Genomic DNA, 16,258 nt, shown 5'->3' on the forward strand with positions numbered 1-16,258 from the left:
CAAAAAGATAGCATGCTCGCGGCGATAAAAAGGTGATCTAACGCGAAAAATGGAATCGTTTACACTTCATTGAAAAGCGCCGGATGCGCGGAGATGAGCCGGTGGCTACGTGCTTGAGGGGATTGCGGTGAGCTGCCGGTGATAGCGTTTTCACCTGGTCAACCGGCAGAGAGAGGCTCTCTGCCGGCGTCAGCCGTCAGGGGTGCTGATACAGCGGGTAGGTGAAGAACAGCAGATGGGTGAGGTTAAGCCCGAAATGGAACAGAATCGGCACCCACAGGCGGCCGCTCCACATCCATGCCAGGCCGTAGATCACGCCGGCCAGCGTCGCGAAGATCACCATCAGCATGCCGCCGGCCAAATGCGCGGCGCCGAACACCAGGGCGGCGACGATCAGCGCCGGCCAGGCCCCCAGCCATTGGCTGAGGCGCTGTTGCAGGTAGCCGCGAAACAGCGCTTCTTCGGCCATGCAGACGAAGAACAGGTTCGCCATCACGAACGGCAGGATCCAGGCGGGCGCATGCAGTTCGATTTTTAAACCGCCCAGCGCCACGGCCAGCAGCAACAGCGCCGGTACGCTGATGATCAATGCAATCCAGGAACCCGAGGCGACGCTTTTTTCCGCTTTATCGGTTCTGAACAGCGTGGGCAAGCAGGCGAACAGCAGGAAGGGCACCATCGCCTTGTCGAAGTTGTAATACATGGTGAACGGCGCGCTGAGCGGGCCGGCTTTGTCGCCGTCGATCATCAGCTGGTTGTGGATGCCCGGCACCAGATGCAAGAACAGCGCGATGCAGCCGGCGACCACCAAGCCTTCGAACGCGATCGCCAGATTACGCTGCTCGCGAAAATGGTGACGCAGCCCCGCCAACGCTACGATCGCCAGCAGATAACTCAGGCTGAGTGGCGTCAGTACCCCATGATAAAGCCCCATGCCCGCCGAGGCGGCCAGGATCACCCAGGCTATCAGCCGGTTAAACGGCAAGAAAAATAACGAAGCAGCCAGTACGCCCCACATAATATGTCCCTTTAAAATATGTACACGGCGCTCAGCGCCTTTGCGGCGTGCGATGATGGCGAAATTGAGCGCTAAAGCGGATAGTAGCACACCCAAATGACGCTAAAGGTCGGGGCAGTGACGGATTTGTGCATGATGCCGGCCCATACGACCGGCGACAACGCGGGTCAGCCTTTCATCCAGGCCTGCGAGCGGGTGATTTCGGCCAGGTTTTGCAGGGTGTCCAGGCTCTGCTGGTGGATCTCCTGCGTGGGGGCCGCGCACAGGTCGTGCAGCACGGTCACCTGAAAGCCGGCGTCGTGCGCCTGACGCGCGGTGCTCTCGATGGCGAGCGGCGTGCTGACGCCCGCCAGCAGCAGATGATGGCACCGATGCTGCCGTAGCCAGGCTAATAAATTGTTACCGGAGAAGGCGCTTACCGCCGTTTTTTCAAACAGCAGATCGGTCTCTTCCTGATGCAGTTCGGGCATCCAGCGGCAGCCCGGGCTGTTAAGCCGCAGCGCGCCTATCTGTTTCAAATGGTTGAACAGCGGCGAGTGGGGGGGAATATCATGATAATCGTCGGCGAATCCCACCCGCACCCAAATCACCGGGATTTTTCGCACCCGGGCGTAGGCCGCGGCGGCATTGACGTTGGCGAGCAGGTGGGTCGCCACCACCTGTTCGCGGCAGTGGTTGGCGCGCCCTTTGGGCCCGATCAGATCCTCGATCAGGTCGATAATAATCAACGCAGCGGACATGGCGTCTCCAGAAAATGGCCTTCTTTCTTTCTATGATAAAAGGCCAAATGTGATGTGCTGCGGTGAAGTGTTGCCGGATATGTTTACGCCGCGCTTCAGGCGGAGGCCGCCTCCAGCCGTTGCTGTTGGTAGCCGTAGCCGCCCTCGCCGTCGGGCATGAAGCTGAGGCGGTGAGTGATGCACTGCGGCGCGTCTTCGGCATGGTGCGAGACGAATAGCAGCTGGGTGGCGCCCTGGCCGATCAGCACGTCGATGAAGCGACGCACCAACTGGCGATTGAGCGGATCCAGCCCTTGCAGCGGCTCGTCGAGGATCAGCAGCGCCGGATGTTTCACCAGCGCGCGGGCGATCAGCGCCAGCCGCTGTTGGCCCCAGGAAAGGCTGTGGAACGGGGCATCGCCGCGCGCGCCGTCGAGCCCGAGCAGCGCCAGCCATTGTTCGGTCAGCTGCCGCTGACGATCCGAGACCGCCTGATAAATGCCGATCGAATCGAAGAACCCCGACAGCACCACGTTGCGCACGCTGGTGTTGACGCGATAGTCCAGATGCAGGCTGCTGCTGACGTAGCCGATATGGCGCTTGATCTCCCAGATGGTTTCCCCGCTACCGCGGCGGCGGCCGAACAGCGTCAGATCGTTGCTGTAGCCCTGCGGATGATCGCCGGTGATCAAACTGAGCAGCGTGGATTTGCCGGCGCCGTTCGGGCCGACGATCTGCCAATGTTCGCCGGGGTTAACCTGCCAGTCGAGATGATTGAGGATCGGCCGATCGTTATAGCTGACCACGCCGTCGCGCAGGACGATCAGCGGCCGATCCGCCGGCAGCGTCACCTTTTGCGTCGGATCCTCGGTCTCCGGCAGCGCCAGCCCGCTGAGGTTTTCGCTGTGCGCCAGCTGCGCCACCAGCGCGTCCGCCATCACCTGGCGGCGCGGCCCGCGGCTGGTCAGGGTGCAGTCCGCCAGCACGCCCACCTGCCGGACAAAATCCGGTATTTCGTCGAACCGGTTGAGCACCAGCACCACGGTTTGGCCCTGGGCGGAAAGCTCGCTCAGCAATGCGGCGAGCTGCGCGCGCGAGTGAACGTCCAGCCCGTCGAAGGGCTCGTCGAGGATCAGCAGGTCAGGCTCGGGCATCAGCGCCCGGCACAGCAGGGTTTTACGCGTTTCGCCGGTGGAGAGGTATTTGAAGCGGCGCGTCAGCAGGGCGGTGATGCCGAACTGCGCGGCCAGCCGCTCACAGCGCGCGGCGTCTTTCACCTCTTCCTGAATGATTTCCGCCGCGGTGCGGCCGGTGTCGTCCTCGTCCGCGCTGAGCAGATCGGTGTTGTTGCGTTGCCACTCGTCGCTGACCATTTTTTGCAGCTGTTCGAAGGAGATGCGCACCGCGTGCTGAAAATCGCTGCGGCGTTCACCGCTCAGCAGAACCAGTTCGTCCGCCAGCGCGCGCGCCAGGGCGGATTTGCCGCTGCCGTTGGCGCCGACGAAGGCCCAGCTGTCGCCGGCCTGGATTTCCAGCGCGTCCAGCGTCAGGGTGCGGGTATCGCTTAAGCGGAATGAACCTTGCGAAATGTGCAACGACGACATCACCTGTTCCTTTTTTTGCAATTATTTGCCTTAGAAATAGGCGCATTGCAGGGGGATGTCAATCAACAAAAACGCAACGTCACGTTGCGCTTAACACAACGTGGCGACAATCACGCGATCGGCGTTGAACAGGGCGTGTACGGCGGCACCGACGCTCAGCTGCAGACGCTGCAGCTCCGCCGTCGTCAGGGTGGCGCACAGGGTTTCGCCGCCCGCCAGCGTCACCAGCACCTCGCTGTGTTCAGCGCCTGGCTGAATGCCGGCCACCACGCCAGCCAGCGCGTTATCTGCGCCGGTATGCTCCGCCGTATCGACGCTTAACCGCACCCAGGGCGCCTTGATCAGCGTCAGTACCTCTTTACCCGGCGTCAGCTGCAGCCGGTCGGCGCTTTGTTGGGTGACGGCCGCCATCAGGCGAGTGGTGCCGTCGTTCAACAAAATCGCCAGGTGCTGCTGCACCTGCTGATGATCGCGTTCGATGACGGTGCCGAAGAACTGATTGCGCGCGCTGGTTTGCAGCGAGAAGCGCGAGATGGCCGCCAGCAGGCTGTCGAGCGGCAGATCGTCCTGCTGCAACACGTCGAAAGCTTTTTGCTGCACCTGGCCCAGCAGGTCATACAGCTGGATCAACCGCTGGCCATAGTGCGTCAGCTGCGCGCCGCCGCCGCCTTTACCGCCGGTGGCGCGTTCCACCACCGTTTGTTCCGCCAGCTGGTTCATTTCATTGATGGCGTCCCAGGCGCTTTTATAGCTGATGCCCGCCAGTTTGGCGCCCTGGCTGATGGAGCCGGTGTGCTGCACCTGTTTCAGCAGCGCGATGCGGCGCGGATCGGCGAACAGCTTTTGCTGGAGTTTGAGAGTCAGAAGAATTTCGGCCTGCATAGCGCATCCTGTCGGCGGCAAAAATCTTATTGTCGCCGATTTGGCGGCAAAGCGCCAAACGCAGTGCGGTGGAGCGCGGGGCAATAAAGACTGGCATTGCCTTGTTGTTATAATATAACATAACAGAAAAACGATAAGGCTTTACGCCGGCTTACGGCCGGTTTTTATTTCACCACAGGGATGCTCCACATGAGTACGACACGCCGGCGTCTTGTCACGCCCAGAAAATCTTTATGCCTTGCCGCTTGGGTCGGCGGCGCACTGACGGCGCCGCTGGCTTTCGCTGCCGACTGCGATAAAGCCCGCAATGCCACGGGGTGCGAAGAACAGCTCACCGTGGAGGCGGCGGCCCCCGCCGGGCGCTACGATGCGTTGAGCGCCGTGAGCCGCAGCGCTTCGCAGCTCGGGCTGACCGCTCGGGAAACGCCGCGCAGCGTCGATATCATCAGCGCAAGAGCGATCCAACAGCGGGGCGACCGCTCGCTGGCCGCCGCCGTCGAGCACGCCACCGGTCTGTCCGGCGTCGCTTCGCCAACGTTGTCCAATAACTTTTCCGCGCGCGGTTTCCGGCCTATCGCCTGGTTGTATAACGGCGTGGAGATGCCCGGCAGCACGCTGCAGCTGGGCGATCCGGCGCATTACGACAGCATCGAGGTACTGCGCGGGCCGGGATCGGCCTTGAACGGCCTGAGCGCCGCGGGCGGCAGCGTCAACCTGATCTCGCGGCGGCCGACCTTCAGCCGCCAGCCGCTCGAGCTCGATTATGGCTTCGGCAGTTACCGCAGCCAGCGTCTGCATCTGGGGGCCGGCGGCGCGCTGGTGGACGATGCGGTGGCGTACCGGTTGGACGTCAGCGGCAACGACAGCGGCAGCAACGTGCAGTATGAACGCGATCGGCAGAAGCGGGTTTCCGGCTCGCTGCTGTTTAAGCTGACGGACGATGCGCTGTTGACGCTTAGCCTGGACCGCATGCTCAACCGCACCAACAACCCTTACTACGGCACGCCGCTGCTGGACGGGCGCATTGCCGGCGAGCTGCGCGACATCAATTACAACAACCTGACCGACAGCCGCATCCAGAGCAACGCCACCGCATTTCAGGCCAGCCTGGACTGGTTTATGACGCCCGAAGTGGAATGGCATAACCAATTCTATTACTACAGCGGCTTTCGCGAATGGCGCAACGTCGAGCGCTTCCGCGTCGCGGCGGCGGCCCGGCCCGGCGACGTCAACCGCGACTCCTTCGGCGCCCTGGCGCACGACGACGATCTGATCGGCAACCGCAGTTCGCTGGTATTCGACCGCGCCATCGCCGGTTTTGATAACCGGTTGCTGGTCGGCCTCGATCTGAGCAACCGGCATTTTCAGTATTATTCCAACGGTTTCCCCGGCTCGGAAGACGTACCGCTTGGCGCGCCGCCCAGAGAGCCGTTCGCCCAGGGTACCGACCGCCAACGCGCGCCGGTGCGCCACGTTACCCAGAACCAGTACGCCGCCTTTCTCGAGGATCGCTTCAGCCTGACCGAGCGTTTAGCGTTGCTGGGCCAGCTGCGCTACAACCATATGAACATGGACTGGCGCTTCCAGGGGCCGCAGGAAGAGAGCCGCGCGCACACCTACGTTTTCAGCACCTGGAGCCTGGGCCCCAGCTATGCATTGACCGACAACCTCACGCTCTACGCCAACTACACCACCGGCCAGGAGCCGGGCAACGATCTGTTCTTCCTCAGCCCAACGCAGACCGATCTGCCGCTGACGCGAGCGCGCCAGTGGGAGGCCGGCGCCAAAGGGCAGTTCTGGGGGAACAAGGGCGAGGCGACGCTGGCGCTGTACGAACTGCGCAAGGACAACCTGTTTGTGCCCGACGCGCAGCGGCCGGATGCGTTGAACGCGGTAGGCAGGCAGACGTCGCGCGGCATTGAGCTTGGCGTGGTGCTGCGTCCCGACGAACGCTGGGAGCTGGCCGGCAACGCCGCCTACACGCATGCCCGCTACGACGACTATCGCGGCGGTAGCCCGCTGCGCAGCTACAACGGCAATCGCCCGGCCTATATCCCGGACTGGACCGCCAACCTCAGCGTGCATTATCAGGCGACGGAGCGCCTGGGGCTGGCTTCTTCGCTGCGCTACGTCGGCAGCAGCTACAACGACGACGCCAACCGGCGCAAGATGCGCGCGTACACCACGCTCGATCTGGCGGCAGACTATCAACTGACGCCGATCGTCGATGTCGGTTTTCGCATTCGCAACGCCACCAACCAGCTGTACGCCTATCAGCGTACTTACCCGGACCAGGCGCTGATCGCGCCGCCGCGCAGCTATGAAACCTTCGTGTCGGTCAGGTTCTGACGGCGTGAAAGGCTGGCTTGCCCTGCTGTTGTGCGCCCTGGGATTGGGCGGCAGCGCGCCGCTGCGTGCCGATGCCGTCAGCCTGCAAAATTGCGGGGTAACGCGCGATTACCCGCAGCCGCCGCAGCGGGTGCTGGTTTACGCCAACCCGGCGCTGGAAAACCTGCTGGCGCTGGGGCTGGCTGGCCGCGCGATCGGCGTGGTCGGGTATGACCGCACGCGCGATCCCGCGCCGACGGCGTCGGCCGAGACATTGCAGGCGCCCACCAGCCCGGCGCCGCCCACGGCGGAAGCGTTGCTGCTGATGCGGCCGGATTTTGTCTATTCGGCTAGCTATTACTGGCTGCACAGCCCGGAAACGCCCGATCGGGCGCGGCTGGCAGAATGGGGCATCGGCACTTATCTCTCTCCAGGCGCCTGCAGCGGCCAGCAAAGCGCGATCGCCGCCGCGCTGACGTTCGAAGACATTTTCACCGAGCTGCGGGAGCTGGCGCGCATTTTCAACGTCAGCCGCGCCGGTGAAGCGCTGGTCGCGCGGCTGCGCGGGCAGCTGAGGGCGTTTGAGGCGCAGCGCGCGCCGCTGCCGCATTTACGTCTGCTGTGGTGGTATGCCGGCGCGCAAACGCCCTACGTGGCGGGCTGCTGCGGCGCGCCAGGTTTGCTGAGCCGCAGCGTCGGTAGCGAGAACCTGTTCGGCGATCGGCCCGAGCTGTGGCCGACGGTGTCCTGGGAGGTTATCGCCGCCCGCGATCCGGATGCGATCGTGCTTGGCGATCTGCCGCGCGGCGGCCTCGGCGACAGCGCGGCCGATAAGATCGCCTTTCTGGAACATCACCCGCTGACCGCGACGCTGCGCGCCGTGCGTCAGCGGCGCTACGTGATCCTCCCCGGTTACGACATGGACCCTTCCGCCCGCACCGTGGCGGCGCTGGGCCGTTTGATTCGGGGCCTGGCGGCCTTGCCGCCGCAGGCGCCGACTTTTTCCAACAAGGAACCTTGATATGACTGCCGTTTCATTCTCTTCGCTGCTGGACTCCTGGGATCGCCAGCAGGCGGCCTACATCGCCGAACGGGAAGCGCGTTTTAACGCCCAGCTGGAGGTGCTGGCGCTGGCCGCCGGCCAGGATTTTCACGTGGTGGATCTGGCCTGCGGCCCGGGATCGCTGAGCCTGCGCATTTTGCAGCGCTTTCCGCAGGCCAGGGTGACCGCCATCGATCTCGATCCGCTGTTGCTGGGGGTGGCGCGCGGTGCGCTGGCGGAGTACGGCGATCGGATCCGCATTCTGCAGGCCGATCTGGCGGATCCGGCCTGTTTTGCCGCGCTGTCCGGCCCCGCGCCACAGGCGGCGGTATCCAGCACGGCGCTGCACTGGCTGATGCCCGAGCAGCAGCTGGCGCTGTACCGCAACGTTGCCGGGCTGCTGGCCGACGGCGGCGTGTTCCTGAACGCCGATCATCAGCGCTATGACCAGCGTCAGCCGCGGCTGAAAGCGTTGGCGGAGCGGCACGACGAGCAGACCCAACAGCGCGCCTGGGACAACGGCGTCGAGGATTGGGATCGCTGGTTTGCGGGCGCGCTGCAATCGCCGACGCTGGCCGCTTATCAGGCCGAGCGTGAAGCGCTGTTCGCCGGCCGCCCGGTGCCGCCGCCGACGCCGGTGGATTTCCAGCTCGCGGCGCTTAGACAAGCCGGTTTCAGCGAGGCGGGGACGGTGTGGCAGCTGTTGGACGACTATGTGATCGCAGGCTGGAAATAGCATGATCCGGCGGTTACTGCCCGGCCGTGAGGCCGGCTGGCTGCTGTTGCTGGCGGCGGCGTTGCCGCTGGTCCTGCTGGGCGCCACCCTGTCGGGGCCTGCGCCGATCGCGTGGCACGATGCCTGGCGCATCGTATTCGGCGTCAGCGGCAGCGCGGCGACCGACGCCGAGGTGTATCAGCACATCATCTGGTCGCTGCGGATGCCGCGCGCGCTGTTGGCGGCGCTGGCCGGCGCCGGGCTGGCGTTGGCGGGCACCGTGCTGCAGTCGCTGACCCGCAACCCGCTGGCCGATCCCTGGGTGCTGGGCATCTCCTCCGGCGCCGGCGTGGGGGCGGTAACGGTATTGGTATTGGGGCTGGGGGGCGGCCTGCTGTCAGTGTCCGGCGGCGCGTTTATCGGCGCGCTGGGAGCATTTGCGTTGGTGATGCTGCTGGCCGGGCGTTCGCTGCAGGGGGAGTCCACGCTGTTTATTCTGGCCGGGGTGGCGGTGACGCAGCTGCTTTCTGCGTTGACTTCGCTGATCACCCTCTGGCAGGCGGACGCCAACGCCACGCGCGGCGTGATGTTCTGGCTGCTGGGATCGTTCAGCGACGCGCGCTGGCCGCAGGTCGGGCTGTGCGGGCTGGCGCTGGCGGCGGCGCTGCTGCTTTGTTGGCTGCGGGCGGGTGAGCTGGACGCGCTGGCGTTCGGCGGCGTGACCGCCGCTTCGTTGGGGGTGGCGGTGGCTCCGCTGAAGCTGCTGCTGTATGTGGTGACCACCGCGCTGACGGCGGCGATCGTCGCGTTCAGCGGCGCGGTGGGATTTATCGGGCTGACGGTGCCGCATGTCGCCCGGCGGCTGGTCGGCTCGCGGCATCGGCTGCTGTTGCCGGCCAGCGCGCTGTGCGGCGCGCTGTTCGCCGTGGCGGCGGACACGCTGGCCAGAACGCTGTTTGCCCCGCGCGAGCTGCCGGTCGGCGTGCTGACGGCGCTGTTGGGGGTGCCGGTATTCCTGCTGTTGCTGTATCGGAAGGTCAATGCATGACGATTGAAAAAGCGCGATCCGGCCTGCGCGCCGAAGCGGTGAGCTGGCGAGCGGGCGAACGCACGGTGCTGGAAAATCTGGATTTCTGCGCCTTGCCCGGTGAGGTCACCGGCGTGCTCGGCGTCAACGGCAGCGGTAAATCCACGTTGCTCAAGCTGCTGGCCGGGTTGCAGCCTGCCGCCGGGGGCCACGTTTGGCTGGAAGGGCGCGAAATTACTGCGTTTTCCGGGCGGGAGCGCGCCAGGCGCATCGCCTTTCTCGAGCAATCCGCCCCCGGCGCCTTCGCGCTGCCGGTGAAGGAGGCGGTGCTGCTGGGGCGCTTGGCCCATATCGGCCGCTGGCGCGGTTTCGGCCCCGAAGATCGCCGTCTCGCCGGGCAGGCGATGGAGCAAGTGGGCATCAGCCACCTGGCCGATCGCGATTGGCAGCGGCTGTCCGGCGGCGAACGGCAGCGGGTGCACCTGGCGCGCGCGTTGGCGCAGCAAACGCCGTGGCTGCTGCTGGATGAGCCCGCCAACCATCTGGATATCGCCCATCAGCAGCAGTTTATGGCCTTGCTGCGGCAGCTGAAGCTCAGCGTGGTGGTAACGCTGCACGATCTGAATCTGGCCGCCTGCTATTGCGATCGGGTGGCGCTGCTGCAGCGGGGCAGGGTCTGTGCGGCAGGTGCGCCGCGGCAGGCGCTGACGCCGGAGAACATTCGCGCGGTGTACGGGGTGGAGGCCCGGCTGGCGGCGCCCGCCGGCTATGCGCCGCCGCTGATCTATTACCCCGCCCCGGCATGAGCCCGGTGGAAAGGGCACGTTTAGCCGATCACAATTTCGCCCCGCTGGCTAAAATAACTCCGGTTTTACCGATTTTTTGGGTTAGAATAACCCGATATGCGGTGAAAGGCATTTGCCGCTCAATGGGCAGTTAAGCGAGGCTATCATGTTGGAATTATTGAAAAGTCTGTTGTTTGCCGTGGTCATGGTGCCGGTGGTCATGGCGCTGATCCTCGGCCTGATCTACGGTTTTGGCGAAGTGTTCAACGTCTTCTCCAAAGTGGGCCGTTCGAAAGAAAATCGCACCCAGCACTGACCGTTCCCCATCCTGATACCCGCCGGCATCGCCCGGCGGGCATTCCTCAAGTTATCTCACGCTTTGCCGATAAACCGCATGACAAGCTTTCGCGCAACGTTATATTATTTTTTATATAACGAAGAGTGATAATGCACGTTAACTTGCGGAGAAAAACAATGAAACAGCAATGGACCAAATGGGTTGGCGGGATCGTGTTGGCATCGGGCCTGGTGGCACAGGCTTCGGCGGCGGAAAAGATCACCGTGTTCGCCGCCGCGTCGCTGACCAACGCGCTGCAGGACATCGCCACCCAGTATCAAAAAGGCAAGGATGTGCAGGTGGTTTCCTCCTTTGCGTCTTCTTCGACGCTGGCGCGCCAAATTGAGCAGGGCGCCCCGGCCGATCTGTTCATCTCCGCCGATCAACAGTGGATGGATTACGCCATCGACAAGCAGCAGATGGTGAAAGACACCCGCTATACGCTGCTGGGCAACGAACTGGTGCTGATCGCCGCCAAGAGCGATAAGCAAGATAAGATCGCCATCGACAAGCAGACCGACTGGACCAAGCTGCTCAACGGCGGCCGTCTGGCGGTGGGCGATCCGGATCACGTGCCGGCCGGCATCTACGCCAAAGAGGCGCTGGAACACCTGGGCGCCTGGAGCGCGCTGGAGCCGAAACTGGCGCGCGCCAACAACGTGCGCAGCGCGATGGCGCTGGTGGAGCGCGGTGAAGCGCCGCTCGGCATCGTCTACGGCTCCGACGCGGTCGCCAGCGACAAGGTGAAAGTGGTGGGCGTATTCCCGGAAGACAGCCACAAACCGGTTGAATATCCGATGGCGATTGTGAAAGATCGTCAAAATCCGACGGTCAGCGCTTTCTATACCTATCTGAAGGGCCCGGAAGCGGCCGCTATTTTTGAACATTATGGATTCACCCCGCGTAAATGATTCTGAGTGAGTACGAGTGGCAGGCGGTTGAGCTGAGCCTGAAAGTCTCCGGTTTGGCGGTGGTCTGCAGCCTGCCGTTCGGCATTCTGATGGCCTGGGTGCTGGTGCGTTGCCGCTTTCCCGGCAAGGCGCTGCTGGATGGCGTCATTCACCTGCCCCTGGTGCTGCCCCCGGTGGTGGTCGGCTATTTGCTGCTGATCGCCATGGGGCGGCGCGGCGTCATCGGCGAGTGGCTGTACGACTGGTTCGGCTTCAGCTTCAGCTTTAGCTGGCGCGGCGCCGCGCTGGCATCGGCGGTGGTGGCGTTTCCGCTGATGGTGCGCGCCATCCGGCTGGCGCTGGAGGCGGTGGATACCCGGCTGGAGCAGGCGGCGCGCACGCTGGGCGCCAACCCGTGGCGGGTGTTTTTCACCATCACGCTGCCGCTGTCGCTGCCCGGCGTCATTGTCGGCGTGGTGCTGGCCTTCGCCCGCTCGCTGGGGGAGTTTGGCGCCACCATCACCTTCGTCTCCAACATTCCCGGTGAAACCCGCACCATTCCGCTGGCGATGTATACGCTGATCGAAACGCCGGGGGCGGAAGCCGCCGCCGCGCGGCTGTGCGTGATCGCCATCGTGCTGTCGCTGGCTTCGCTGATGGTGTCCGAATGGCTGGCCCGCTGGGGCCGCAAACGGATGGGGGTGTAAATGCTGGAGCTGGATTTCTCGCAGCAGCTGGGCGACCTTAATCTCAACGTCCGCGCCGATTTGCCGGCGCAGGGCATCACCGCGATTTTCGGCCTGTCCGGTGCGGGCAAAACTTCCCTGATCAACGCCATCGGCGGCCTGACCCGTTTGCAGCAGGGGCGCATCGCGCTCAATGGCCGCACGCTGGTGGATACCGCCGCGGGCCTTTGCCTGCCGCCGGAAAAGCGCCGTATCGGCTACGTGTTTCAGGATGCACGGCTGTTCCCGCACTATCGGGTGCGCGGCAACCTGCAGTACGGCATGGCGGCTGGCATGCGCGCACAGTTCAACACTATCGTCGAGCTGCTGGGCATCGGGCCGTTGCTCAATCGGCTGCCGCTGACGCTCTCCGGCGGTGAAAAACAGCGGGTGGCGATCGGCCGCGCGCTGCTGACCGCGCCGGAACTGCTGCTGATGGACGAGCCGCTGGCCTCGCTCGATCTGCCGCGCAAACGCGAGCTGCTGCCGTATCTGGAGCGGTTGGCACAGGACGTCAACATCCCCATCCTCTACGTCAGCCATAGCCTGGACGAGATCCTGCGCCTGGCCGAGCAGGTGATGGTGCTGGATCGCGGCGAGGTGCGTGCGTTCGGCGGGCTGGAAGCCGTCTGGGCCAGCAGCGCGCTGCGGCCGTGGCTGCAGCGTGAAGATCAGAGCAGCGTGCTGCGCGTCAGCGTGATTGAGCATCATCAGCGCTATGCCATGACCGCGCTGGCGCTCGGCGATCAAAGGCTGTGGGTCAGCGGTATCGACGCCGAACTGGGCACCCAGCTGCGCATTCGCATCAACGCCGCCGACGTCTCGCTGGTGCTGCAGCCGCCGGTCAACAGCAGCATTCGCAACGTGTTGCCGGCCAAGGTAAGCGAGTGTCTGGACGTGGACGGGCAGGTGGAAGTGAAGCTGGCGGTCGGGGAACACGTGCTGTGGGCGCGGATCACGCCGTGGGCGCGAGACGAACTGGCGATCCGCCCCGGGCAGTGGCTGTACGCGCAGGTGAAGAGCGTGTCGATCAGCCGCGAGAGCCGCTAAGACAGGCCCTCCCTGCGGGAGGGCGAAAAGATTACAGCACGCGGGTGCGGATCACCTCGGCGATGCCCGGCTGCAGGTTATCGGCGATCACCAGATCGGCGCGTTCCTTGATCGCGTCATCGGCGTTGCCCATCGCCACGCCCAACCCGACCGCTTCCAGCATGCTGATGTCGTTGTAGTTGTCGCCGAATGCCACCACCTGATCCATGCTCAGCCCCTGCGACTCCACCCATTGGCGCAGGCGCTTGCCTTTGCTGTTGCCGCCTTTGGCGATATCCACCTGATCGTGCCAGGACCATTCGCATGCCAGCCCCAGCTCTTTCTCCACCGTGTCGGCAAACTCGCGCAGCGCCAGGGTATCGGCGTGCGAGGTGGCGAATTTCCAGATCGCCTGCGCGTCGTCGGCCGCCTGTGCCAGGCTGCCGACCTGCAGCAGCGTTGGGCGCTGCGCTACCGGCAGGGTTTCGGCCCAGGCCAGCGAGCGGGTCACGTGGCCGCTCGGCTCCTGGTAGAGCATGGCGTCGTCAACATACATCAGCCCGTGAATGTCGGTCTGTTTGAGCATCTGCAGCACCTGCTTGGCCTGATCTTTCGCCAGAGGATCGGCCGCCAGCACCTTCTTCTGCTGAAAATCATACAGGTAGGTGCCGTTGCAGCAGATGGCCGGGGTGTCTATCTGCAGCGCCTGGTAGAACGGATGGATGGCGACGTGGTGGCGGCCGGTGACCACCACCACCTGGATGCCGGCGGCGCGCGCCTGCGCCAGCGCTTCCAGCGACTGCGGTAAGATGCGTTTTTGGTTGTCCAGCAGGGTGCCGTCAAGATCGAGGGCGATGACGCGGTAGCTCATAGGGTTCTCGTTATCGTTAGCCATAAAATTAATCCGATGGTACACCGGATAGCCAACGGAGAAAACCGCGTGAGCTTCCGGTGCTAAGCGGGGTTGCCATGCGACGGATGTGCGGTAAGCTAGGGGCAATCGAACGGCCTGAAACCGGTTCCTCTTTTACCCTTTGCAAGGAGAACACATGAAGCAAATCGTTTATGTCGCCAGCCCGGAGAGCCAGCAGATCCACGTTTGGCAGTTGGACGATGCCGGCGCGCTGGCGCTGCTGCAAACCGTTGACGTGCCGGGCCAGGTGCAGCCGATGACCCTTCATCCGGACAAGACCCACCTGTACGTCGGCGTACGTCCGGCGTTCGGCATCGTCAGCTACCGCATCGAGGCGGACGGCACGCTGCAGCAGGCCGGCATGGCGCCGCTGCCGGGCAGCCCGACCCATATCTCCACCGATTTGCAGGGGCGTTACCTGTTCTCCGCCTCCTACAGCGGCAACTGCGCCAGCATCAGCCCGATCGGCCACGACGGCGTGGTGACGGCGCCTATTCAGCAGATCGACGGCCTGACCGCGCCGCACTCGGCGAACATCGATCCGACCAACCAGCTGGTGCTGGTGCCTTGCCTGAAAGAAGACCGCATCCGCCTGTTCAACCTGAGCCTGGCGGGCCAGCTGACGCCACACGCGCAGGAAGCGGTGGCGACCGCCGCCGGCGCCGGGCCGCGTCATATGGCGTTCCACCACAACGACAAGTTCGCTTACTGCGTCAATGAGTTGGACGGTACGGTGGACGTGCTGGCCATCTCGGAAAACGGCGGTCACTACACCGTGACGCAGACGCTGGACATCATGCCGGCCGACTTCGACGGCACCCGCTGGGCGGCGGACATTCATATCACGCCGAACGGCCGCTTCCTGTACACCAGCGATCGCACCGCCAGCATTCTGACCATCTTCAGCGTTTCCGAAGACGGCGGCACGCTGAGCGTGGTCGGCTATCACCCGACCGAAGCGCAGCCGCGCGGTTTCAATATCGATCACAGCGGCCGCTTCGTGATTTCGTCCGGCCAGAAGTCCGATCACATCGCGGTGCATGAGATTGATCAGCGCAGCGGTGAGCTGACCACGCTGGCGCGTTATCCGGTGGGCAAAGGCCCGATGTGGGTGAGCGTGCTGGCGAAGTAATTCGGCGGTCAGATGAGTATGGAAAAAGCGCGGTTCGGTTGAATCGCGCTTTTTTATTGGCGGGGGATCAGTTGAACGTCACCGTCAGCGTGGCGCTGCCGAGGCTGTGGAAATGGACGTTAAAGCCCACCAGCGCGCCGCTGGATCCCTCATCCACTTCGATACGCTCCACGTCCAGCGCATGCACGGTGAACTGGTAGCGGTGGCTCTCGCCCTCTGGCGGCGCCGCGCCGCCGTAGCCAGCCGAGCCGAAGTCGGTGCGGGTCTGCAGTGCGCCGGCGGGCAGCGGCGCTTTGCCGGAGCCCGCGCCCTGGGGCAGCTCGCGCACGTCGGCGGGAATGTTGGCCACGATCCAGTGCCACCAGCCGGAGCCGGTCGGGGCATCGGGATCGTAAACGGCGATTACGAAGCTCTTGGTGCCGGCCGGCACGCCGTCCCAGGCCAGGTGGGGCGACAGGTTATCGCCGTGGTAGCCCATGCCGTTGAAGACCTGCGCCTGCGGCAGCTTGCCGCCGTCCTGCAGATCGTTGCTGTACAAACGAAAAGCCATAGTGACTCCCAGTTGTCGGTAAACGCGGACCCTTAAGCTAGATCGTTTCGCCGTGACAATACAAGTGGGATTGCCATTCGCCAACGGCGGCGCGGATCGGTTACCATGGCCGCATCTTCCTTCCTACAGACCGCCGGATAGCCAAACAACGCCACCATGATCTCACTGAAAAAACGCACGCCGTGGTTCGGCTGGCTGCGCCGTTGGGCCAAAAGCATCAAGCGCGATATTTACGCGCTGTGGCTGGCCGCCCGTGATAAGCGCACCCCGTGGTACGCCAAACTGATCGCGCTGCTGGTGGCCGGCTATGCGATCTCGCCGATCGATCTGATCCCGGACTTCATTCCGGTGTTGGGCTATCTGGATGACGTCATCATCGTGCCGTTGGGCATCATGCTGGCGGTGCGCCTGATCCCCAAGCCGCTGATGGCCGAGCTGCGCGAGAAGGCGCAAAAGCGCGTCGATAACCCCACCGGCCGCATGGCGGCAGCGATGATAATTTTACTTTGGCTGCTGTGTCTGGGATTGCTGGCCCGCTATCTGGACCAGCATTGGTAAGGCA

17 protein-coding genes are annotated in these 16,258 nt (G+C 64.0%); 11 read left to right on the forward strand and 6 right to left on the reverse strand.

The features are described 5' to 3' along the window. Positions 1-196 precede the first annotated feature (196 nt). The 4 genes from EKL15_RS09200 to modE all read right to left on the reverse strand — a co-directional run bounded on the left by EKL15_RS09200 (position 197) and on the right by modE (position 4,223). A complete protein-coding gene (locus EKL15_RS09200) occupies positions 197-1,018 on the reverse strand; it encodes a CPBP family intramembrane glutamic endopeptidase (protein ID WP_060440498.1) in 822 nt (273 codons plus the stop codon). Between the two features lie 167 nt (positions 1,019-1,185). Continuing rightward, positions 1,186-1,758, reverse strand: coding sequence for a cysteine hydrolase family protein (locus EKL15_RS09205; protein ID WP_060423670.1), 573 nt, complete (start codon positions 1,756-1,758; stop codon positions 1,186-1,188). Between the two features lie 95 nt (positions 1,759-1,853). Continuing rightward, the gene (gene modF, locus EKL15_RS09210; RefSeq protein WP_147839622.1) at positions 1,854-3,341 is read right to left on the reverse strand and encodes a molybdate ABC transporter ATP-binding protein ModF; all 1,488 of its coding nucleotides are present in this window, start codon (positions 3,339-3,341) and stop codon (positions 1,854-1,856) included. A gap of 90 nt (positions 3,342-3,431) precedes the next feature. After that, a complete protein-coding gene (modE, locus tag EKL15_RS09215; protein WP_203089287.1) occupies positions 3,432-4,223 on the reverse strand; it encodes a molybdenum-dependent transcriptional regulator in 792 nt (263 codons plus the stop codon). 189 nt (positions 4,224-4,412) lie between these two features. Between modE and EKL15_RS09220 the strand changes: the two genes are divergently transcribed. From EKL15_RS09220 to modC, 9 genes are all read left to right on the forward strand, one after another. Then, positions 4,413-6,572, forward strand: coding sequence for a TonB-dependent siderophore receptor (locus EKL15_RS09220; protein WP_203089288.1), 2,160 nt, complete (start codon positions 4,413-4,415; stop codon positions 6,570-6,572). Positions 6,573-6,576: 4 nt separating this feature from the next. Continuing rightward, positions 6,577-7,572, forward strand: coding sequence for an ABC transporter substrate-binding protein (locus tag EKL15_RS09225; RefSeq protein ID WP_343179235.1), 996 nt, complete (start codon positions 6,577-6,579; stop codon positions 7,570-7,572). 1 nt (position 7,573) lies between these two features. Continuing rightward, positions 7,574-8,329: a trans-aconitate 2-methyltransferase gene (locus EKL15_RS09230; protein ID WP_197847783.1), complete on the forward strand. Its 756-nt coding sequence runs from the start codon at positions 7,574-7,576 to the stop codon at positions 8,327-8,329. 1 nt (position 8,330) lies between these two features. Continuing rightward, positions 8,331-9,356, forward strand: coding sequence for an iron ABC transporter permease (locus EKL15_RS09235; protein WP_197847784.1), 1,026 nt, complete (start codon positions 8,331-8,333; stop codon positions 9,354-9,356). After that, positions 9,353-10,141, forward strand: a complete 789-nt coding sequence (locus EKL15_RS09240) for an ABC transporter ATP-binding protein (RefSeq protein WP_084826660.1) — start codon at positions 9,353-9,355, stop codon at positions 10,139-10,141. Before EKL15_RS09235 ends, EKL15_RS09240 begins: the two co-directional genes overlap by 4 nt. Positions 10,142-10,286: 145 nt before the next feature. Then, the gene (locus EKL15_RS09245; RefSeq protein WP_004939813.1) at positions 10,287-10,436 is read left to right on the forward strand and encodes an AcrZ family multidrug efflux pump-associated protein; all 150 of its coding nucleotides are present in this window, start codon (positions 10,287-10,289) and stop codon (positions 10,434-10,436) included. A gap of 158 nt (positions 10,437-10,594) precedes the next feature. After that, positions 10,595-11,368, forward strand: coding sequence for a molybdate ABC transporter substrate-binding protein (modA, locus tag EKL15_RS09250; RefSeq protein WP_038870956.1), 774 nt, complete (start codon positions 10,595-10,597; stop codon positions 11,366-11,368). After that, complete coding sequence (gene modB / locus EKL15_RS09255; RefSeq protein ID WP_015377003.1) at positions 11,365-12,054, forward strand: molybdate ABC transporter permease subunit; 690 nt, start codon at positions 11,365-11,367, stop codon at positions 12,052-12,054. Before modA ends, modB begins: the two co-directional genes overlap by 4 nt. Continuing rightward, positions 12,055-13,122 (forward strand): molybdenum ABC transporter ATP-binding protein ModC, encoded by a 1,068-nt coding sequence (modC, locus tag EKL15_RS09260; RefSeq protein ID WP_016928697.1) that lies wholly within the window; start codon positions 12,055-12,057, stop codon positions 13,120-13,122. It begins immediately after the preceding gene. A gap of 31 nt (positions 13,123-13,153) precedes the next feature. On the opposite strand, the gene EKL15_RS09265 is transcribed toward modC, so the two are convergent. Then, complete coding sequence (locus tag EKL15_RS09265) at positions 13,154-13,972, reverse strand: pyridoxal phosphatase (protein WP_047728435.1); 819 nt, start codon at positions 13,970-13,972, stop codon at positions 13,154-13,156. Between the two features lie 178 nt (positions 13,973-14,150). Between EKL15_RS09265 and pgl the strand changes: the two genes are divergently transcribed. Continuing rightward, positions 14,151-15,146 carry a 6-phosphogluconolactonase gene (pgl, locus tag EKL15_RS09270; protein ID WP_060423698.1) on the forward strand — a complete coding sequence of 332 codons (996 nt, stop codon included), beginning with the start codon at positions 14,151-14,153 and terminating at the stop codon, positions 15,144-15,146. Between the two features lie 67 nt (positions 15,147-15,213). Here pgl and EKL15_RS09275 read toward each other — a convergent pair whose 3' ends face one another. Next, entirely contained in the window at positions 15,214-15,696 is a 483-nt protein-coding gene (locus tag EKL15_RS09275) for a kinase inhibitor (protein WP_060420913.1), read from the reverse strand. Between the two features lie 156 nt (positions 15,697-15,852). Between EKL15_RS09275 and EKL15_RS09280 the strand changes: the two genes are divergently transcribed. Beyond that, positions 15,853-16,254, forward strand: coding sequence for a YkvA family protein (locus EKL15_RS09280; protein ID WP_038870940.1), 402 nt, complete (start codon positions 15,853-15,855; stop codon positions 16,252-16,254). Positions 16,255-16,258 lie beyond the last annotated feature (4 nt).

The sequence above is a fragment of the Serratia sp. 4542 genome (assembly GCF_016805595.1).
GTDB lineage: Bacteria > Pseudomonadota > Gammaproteobacteria > Enterobacterales > Enterobacteriaceae > Serratia > Serratia nevei.

What these genes read in the sequence shown, in the direction of transcription:
- EKL15_RS09245 (WP_004939813.1), top strand. Translation starts at nt 10,287, where the DNA reads ATGTTGGAATTATTGAAAAGTCTGTTGTTTGCCGTGGTCATGGTGCCG.
- EKL15_RS09275 (WP_060420913.1), bottom strand. Translation starts at nt 15,696, where the DNA reads ATGGCTTTTCGTTTGTACAGCAACGATCTGCAGGACGGCGGCAAGCTG.
- EKL15_RS09220 (WP_203089288.1), top strand. Translation starts at nt 4,413, where the DNA reads ATGAGTACGACACGCCGGCGTCTTGTCACGCCCAGAAAATCTTTATGC.
- modB (WP_015377003.1), top strand. Translation starts at nt 11,365, where the DNA reads ATGATTCTGAGTGAGTACGAGTGGCAGGCGGTTGAGCTGAGCCTGAAA.
- EKL15_RS09280 (WP_038870940.1), top strand. Translation starts at nt 15,853, where the DNA reads ATGATCTCACTGAAAAAACGCACGCCGTGGTTCGGCTGGCTGCGCCGT.
- pgl (WP_060423698.1), top strand. Translation starts at nt 14,151, where the DNA reads ATGAAGCAAATCGTTTATGTCGCCAGCCCGGAGAGCCAGCAGATCCAC.
- EKL15_RS09200 (WP_060440498.1), bottom strand. Translation starts at nt 1,018, where the DNA reads ATGTGGGGCGTACTGGCTGCTTCGTTATTTTTCTTGCCGTTTAACCGG.
- modE (WP_203089287.1), bottom strand. Translation starts at nt 4,223, where the DNA reads ATGCAGGCCGAAATTCTTCTGACTCTCAAACTCCAGCAAAAGCTGTTC.
- EKL15_RS09205 (WP_060423670.1), bottom strand. Translation starts at nt 1,758, where the DNA reads ATGTCCGCTGCGTTGATTATTATCGACCTGATCGAGGATCTGATCGGG.
- EKL15_RS09230 (WP_197847783.1), top strand. Translation starts at nt 7,574, where the DNA reads ATGACTGCCGTTTCATTCTCTTCGCTGCTGGACTCCTGGGATCGCCAG.
- EKL15_RS09240 (WP_084826660.1), top strand. Translation starts at nt 9,353, where the DNA reads ATGACGATTGAAAAAGCGCGATCCGGCCTGCGCGCCGAAGCGGTGAGC.
- modC (WP_016928697.1), top strand. Translation starts at nt 12,055, where the DNA reads ATGCTGGAGCTGGATTTCTCGCAGCAGCTGGGCGACCTTAATCTCAAC.
- modF (WP_147839622.1), bottom strand. Translation starts at nt 3,341, where the DNA reads ATGTCGTCGTTGCACATTTCGCAAGGTTCATTCCGCTTAAGCGATACC.
- EKL15_RS09235 (WP_197847784.1), top strand. Translation starts at nt 8,331, where the DNA reads ATGATCCGGCGGTTACTGCCCGGCCGTGAGGCCGGCTGGCTGCTGTTG.
- modA (WP_038870956.1), top strand. Translation starts at nt 10,595, where the DNA reads ATGAAACAGCAATGGACCAAATGGGTTGGCGGGATCGTGTTGGCATCG.
- EKL15_RS09265 (WP_047728435.1), bottom strand. Translation starts at nt 13,972, where the DNA reads ATGAGCTACCGCGTCATCGCCCTCGATCTTGACGGCACCCTGCTGGAC.